The sequence below is a fragment of the Streptomyces sp. 8L genome, assembly GCF_020176795.1.
GTDB lineage: Bacteria > Actinomycetota > Actinomycetes > Streptomycetales > Streptomycetaceae > Streptomyces.
Genome location: NZ_JAIUKE010000580.1, coordinates 1 through 5056 on the forward strand (window position 1 = coordinate 1; position 5056 = coordinate 5056).

Annotated in this window: 5 protein-coding genes; 2 read left to right on the forward strand and 3 right to left on the reverse strand. The window is 67.6% G+C overall.

From position 1 onward, the window contains the following. Window positions 1-211: 211 nt before the first annotated feature. Together LCE31_RS34840 and LCE31_RS34845 are read right to left on the reverse strand one after the other, a co-directional pair. Window positions 212-1057, reverse strand: coding sequence for an NAD(P)H-binding protein (locus LCE31_RS34840; RefSeq protein ID WP_225021696.1), 846 nt, complete (start codon window positions 1055-1057; stop codon window positions 212-214). Between the two features lie 29 nt (window positions 1058-1086). Continuing rightward, window positions 1087-1800: an SDR family NAD(P)-dependent oxidoreductase gene (locus LCE31_RS34845; RefSeq protein ID WP_225021698.1), complete on the reverse strand. Its 714-nt coding sequence runs from the start codon at window positions 1798-1800 to the stop codon at window positions 1087-1089. Window positions 1801-1944: 144 nt separating this feature from the next. Between LCE31_RS34845 and LCE31_RS34850 the strand changes: the two genes are divergently transcribed. Further along, the gene (locus tag LCE31_RS34850) at window positions 1945-2805 is read left to right on the forward strand and encodes a helix-turn-helix domain-containing protein (protein ID WP_225021700.1); all 861 of its coding nucleotides are present in this window, start codon (window positions 1945-1947) and stop codon (window positions 2803-2805) included. Between the two features lie 369 nt (window positions 2806-3174). On the opposite strand, the gene LCE31_RS34855 is transcribed toward LCE31_RS34850, so the two are convergent. Then, a complete protein-coding gene (locus LCE31_RS34855) occupies window positions 3175-4008 on the reverse strand; it encodes an SDR family oxidoreductase (protein WP_225021703.1) in 834 nt (277 codons plus the stop codon). A 102-nt stretch (window positions 4009-4110) separates the two neighbouring features. Between LCE31_RS34855 and LCE31_RS34860 the strand changes: the two genes are divergently transcribed. Further along, entirely contained in the window at window positions 4111-4926 is an 816-nt protein-coding gene (locus tag LCE31_RS34860) for a helix-turn-helix domain-containing protein (RefSeq protein WP_225021705.1), read from the forward strand. Window positions 4927-5056: the final 130 nt, after the last annotated feature.

A 5056-nucleotide genomic window follows, 5' to 3' on the forward strand; every position in this document is an offset into this window, starting at 1 on the left:
CTGTGGCTGGGCCCCCCCCCGGCTGGTGCGGGGGCGGTGGGGGGTGCGGCGGGGGCCCCCCCCCCGGGCGCGGGGCCCCCCCCCCCCCCCCGCCCCCCCCCCCCACGCATCCGTTCAAGAGGGGGACGTAGCGCGTGCTCACGCCGTCGGCGTGTGGGTCTGTCAACGGCAGAGACGATCCGCCTCCTGCCGTGCTGCGCCCCATCTGGTGTCAGCTGAAGTCGGCGCGGTGCTCCTCGCACCACTGGCGGAACGTGCGCGGCGCGATGCCGGTGAGGTTCTGCACATCGTCGGCGAGGATGCCGGATCGGCCGGCACGGAACAGCTCGTGGAGGTTCTGCAGGCCGCGCGCCTGTCCTTCCGGAGTGCCGCGCTCGATGTTGGTCTTGGCGTACTGCTCCGGCGTGACGGACACGAACTCGATGTCCCGGCCCAGGACGTCGGCGAGGATCTCCACCTGCTCCTTGGCGCTGAGCGCCTGGGGGCCGTTGAGGATGTAGCCGTGACCCTCGTGACCGCTCTCGGTCAGAACCGTGGCAGCGACGCGAGCGATGTCGTGCGGGTCGATCGGAGAGGTCAGACCCGGGTCGGTCGGGTCGTAGACCTTGCCCTCGCTGTCGATGCTTTCCTTCCACCACAGGGCGTTGCTGGACAGCGTGTTCGGACGCAGGTAGGTGATCGCGATCCCCGACTCCCGGAGCACGTCGTCTCGGGTGTTGATCATTTCGCCGATGATCGGTCGGGGGTGAATGACCGTGCCGATCGAGGACAGCACCACGATCCGGTTCACCCCGCCGGCCTTGGCGGCGTCCACGACGTTCTGTGCCTGCGCGGGGAGCGGAGCGGCCTGCATGAAGAAGACGACGTCGACTCCCTCGGACGCCTTGTGGAGAGCAGCGGTGTCGTTGAGGTCGCCGATCGCGATCTTGGCTGCCGCCGGTAGCATGCCGGCCTTGTCAGGGTTGCGGATGTAGGCACGGACGTCGTGTCCGCCGTCGACGAGCTGCTTGACGAGCTCGCTGCCGACGTTTCCGGTGGCTCCGGTGACGAGAATCATGCGTGTGGTTCCTTTGTGAAGTGGGTTGCTTACCAGGGGAGTTCGCCGGTGCGGTCGGCGTACGTTCCGCTGGGGCCGTCGGGCCCAGCAAGAGCGAAGTGGACGATGGCGTCCGTGCCGTCCTGGATCGAATGGCCCTGGTTGCCGCTCAGTTCGGTCGAGGTCTGACCGAGGTCGGCGGCGTTGATGTGGATGTGGGGCAGCAGCCGCGCCAGGCGGGCGGTCATCATGTTGATCGCTGCCTTCGACGCCGCGTACGGCACGGTGCCGGCTCGGGACTCGATGCGGTCCAGGTCGTGGAAGAGCGCGAACGAACCGAGGCCACTGCTGACATTCACCACCCGCGGATTACTGCTCTTTTCCAACAGCGGCAGGCAGGCGTGAATGAGGCGCATGTAGCCGACGACATTCGTCATCAGCACCGTGGCCATGTCGTTGGCGGTGTAATCCTGTGGTTCGCGCCGCGGGCCGCCGATACCGGCGTTATTGACGAGGACGTCAAGGTGGCCGTGTTCTTTCTGGATGAATGCGACGGCCTGCTGGACCGAGTCGTCTGAGGTCACGTCGAGCTGCAGAAACTGTGCCTTGACGCTGTCCGCGGCGGGCTGTCCTCGCTCCGCGCTGCGGGCTCCCAGGTAGACGCGAAACCCCTGGTCGACCAGGCGGCGCACTGTCTCCAGGCCGATGCCCTTGTTCGCGCCGGTGACCAGCGCAATGGGCGGACCTATTTCCGTGTCACTCATGAAGTGCCTTTCCGAGACCACCCCCGCCATCCATTAGATATCCACGCTTGTATGAATGCGTGCCAGGAGCCTGGCCCTGTTTGTGCCAGGCTGAACGGGCGATCGCAGGGCCAGATGGGTGCCTCAAGTGCCGACAATGGAGTCATGAACGAGACTCCGACGCTGGCCGTCCTGCTGCGTTCCTGGCGGGCACGGCTCCAGCCCAGTGATGTGGGACTGCCGCCCCCGTCGGGCGCCCGCCGCACCGCGGGACTGCGCCGCGAGGAGGTCGCCGACTTGGCGCTGATCTCGCCGGACTACATCAAGCGCATCGAGCAGGGCCGTGCGCACCCCAGCGGCCCCGTCCTGCGGGCGCTTGCCGAAGCACTGCGGCTCTCCCCGGCCGAGTACGAGCTGGTCTGCCGCCTGGCCGGGCTCGCCTCCGACCGCGACGGCCTGGTGCCGCAGCGAATCGGGCCGAGTGTGCAGCGGCTGATCGATCGCCTGGGCGACGCGCCGATCGCGGTCTTCGACGCCGCCTGGACCCACCTCGACCACAACGACCTGTGGCCCGCCCTGACCGGGGTCGACTGGAGCGGACGGCGCGGGCGGACCGCGAACATCGTCTGGATGACCTTCATCGAAGAAGTCGTCTCCGTACGCCACCCCTACCCCGACGAGCACAAGGCGTCCCTGGTGGCGGACCTGCGGGATGTCGCCGGACGCTACCCGGCCGACCGCGAACTCAAAGAGATGATCAACGAGCTGCGCAGCAGGAGCGAGGAATTCGCCCGGCTGTGGGCGAGTGGCACAGTGGGCCACCACAAGACGGCACGCAAGACGATCAACCACCCGCAGGTCGGGCCGATCGAACTCGACTGCGATGTGCTCTCCGCGCACGGCTCCGACGTCCGAATCGTCGTCTTCACCGCCGACCCCGGCAGCGAGGCAGCCACCAAACTGCGCCTCCTGTCCACCCTGGCCGGCGAGAACACGCCACCACCCGCCGAGCCGGAGGGCGCATAGCGACGTAAGAAGTGGCGACTGCCCACTACCTTCCGAGCTGGGCCCGAACTATCGCCAACTCCGGGAGCTTCACTCCCTGTGGAGAGCAAGTATCACCAGGGTCGTCAACAACGCTCGTGGTCAATACACCTAGGGAGCGCGCGGCACGGGCGGCTTGAACGCGTTGGCGCCGAACGGCTGCTCCGCATAGGGCATTCCCGTGAACGCGGCGATCCCGTCACGCAGCCCCCTCTGACCGTCCCCGCTGTCGTCTCGGCGTCGATCGAGGCCATGCAGTGCGCTCCACTCGGTAGGGCGTCCGTGTCTCGCAGTGCGCGGCGATGCATCGTCAGGTGTGGGGATGGTGAGCGGTCGGGGCCGCTGCTGTGCTCAGCTGTCGGCGTCGGTCTCGGCCGCACTCGCATGCTGAGGCTCGACCTGAGCGAGCCGTCTCCGCAGCGCCGCGGTGACTTCCTGGTAGGAGTCACTGCCCAGGATGACCCTCATCGGGGCCACCTTCTGCGCGGCGCTATCGATGACTTTCGCCGCGACCTTCACCGGGTCGCCGGGAACGGTAATCTGGGTGTCCCGGAAGGCGCGCACCATCGCGGCCGGCGTCCCGTCGTAAGCGGCCAGGGGCTCACTCAGCCGGAGGCTGCTGCCGGTGAAGGAAGTCCGCGCTCCGCCGGGCTCGACGAGGGTCACCTCGATGCCGAACGGTGCAACCTCCTGGGCGAGAGCCTCCGTGAAGCCCTCCACTCCCCACTTACTCGCGTGGTAGAGCGAGGCACCGGCGTATGCGGCGAGCCCGGCAACCGAGGAGATCTGGATCACCCGGCCGCCACCCTGGGCACGCAGGTGAGGCAGCACGGCCCGCGCCGTCTGCATTGAGCCGAGAAGGTTGGTGTTGATCTGATGGACGACCTGCTCGTCGGTGAACTCTTCGGCAGCCCCGAACAGGCCGTAACCGGCGTTGATCACGACGACATCGATACGGCCGAGGTCGCGGAAGGCGGCGTCCGCAACCTCGCGGACCCGCCGCAGGTCGGTGACGTCGAGGTGGCCGATCCAAAAGCGGTCGCCGTACTTGGCGTGCAGATCGTCGACCGAGCCTTCCCGCCGTACTGTCCCGGCGACCCGGTCGCCGCGAGAAAGGAGCTGCTCGGCCAGCTCACGCCCGAACCCGCTGTTGACACCAGTGATGAACCACGTCTGCATCGTCATACCAATGAGATTTACCCGCGCGAAGCTGGCCTGCCAGTTCCCCCGTGTTCCTGGTAGTGACAGGGATACCCTGAATCGATTGCGACCGCATAGCCTGCCCTTGTGGACAATGCCTTCGGCGATTTCCTGCGTGCGCGACGCGAACAGGTCACCCCCATCGATGCGGGCCTGCCGCCCGGACACGGGTTGCGCCGGGTGACCGGGTTGCGCCGCGAGGAGGTCGCCATGCTGGCAGGCATCAGCGCCGAGTACTACCTGCGCCTGGAGCAGGGCCGCGACCGCAACCCGTCGGCTCAGGTACTCGATGCGCTCGCCCAGGTCCTCCAGCTGGATACGGAGAGCACGGCCTACCTTCTGTCCCGCGCCGGCCCGAAACCGCGCCGCAGCGTCGACCTTCCCGACGAGCGCCTGCCGTCGGGGCTCGACATGCTCCTGCGGACCCTCAATGTGCCCGCGTTCGTCTTCAACCAGTACAGCGATGTCTTGGCCGCCAACCGGCTGGCCCGGGCGCTGTCACCGGAGCTGGCGCCCGGGACGAACCGGCTGCGCGCCCTCTTCACCGACGAGGCGCTCCAGGAGTACCACGCCGACTGGGAGCACTACACGGCCGTCGCCGTGGCCCACCTGCGCGCCACTGTGGGCACACAGACCGACGACGAGCGCCTGCAAGCTCTGATCGGGGAGATGTCCCTCAAGAGCGACCGATTCCGTCAGCTGTGGGCGCGCCACGATGTGCGTTCCGCGTCTGAGGCCATGTTCCGGATACAACATCCACAGGTCGGCTCCCTGGACCTCCTGGTCGAGAAGTTCCAAGTGGTGGGGGCCAGCAGGACCGAGATGATGCTCCTGCACGCCGAGCCCGGCATCCGCTCGGCCGACGCCCTGGCCCTGCTCGCCTCCCTCGACGCGTCCTCTTGACACCGCACGGTAAGACCAACCGGTAGCGGGTCTGTCAAATGAGCGGCTCTGTCCCGTAATCGGTGGTAACGCTGTGCGGTGATCACTGGAGGAGGATGCGGTGGCGGAGCAGAGGGAACCCGGCTCGGCC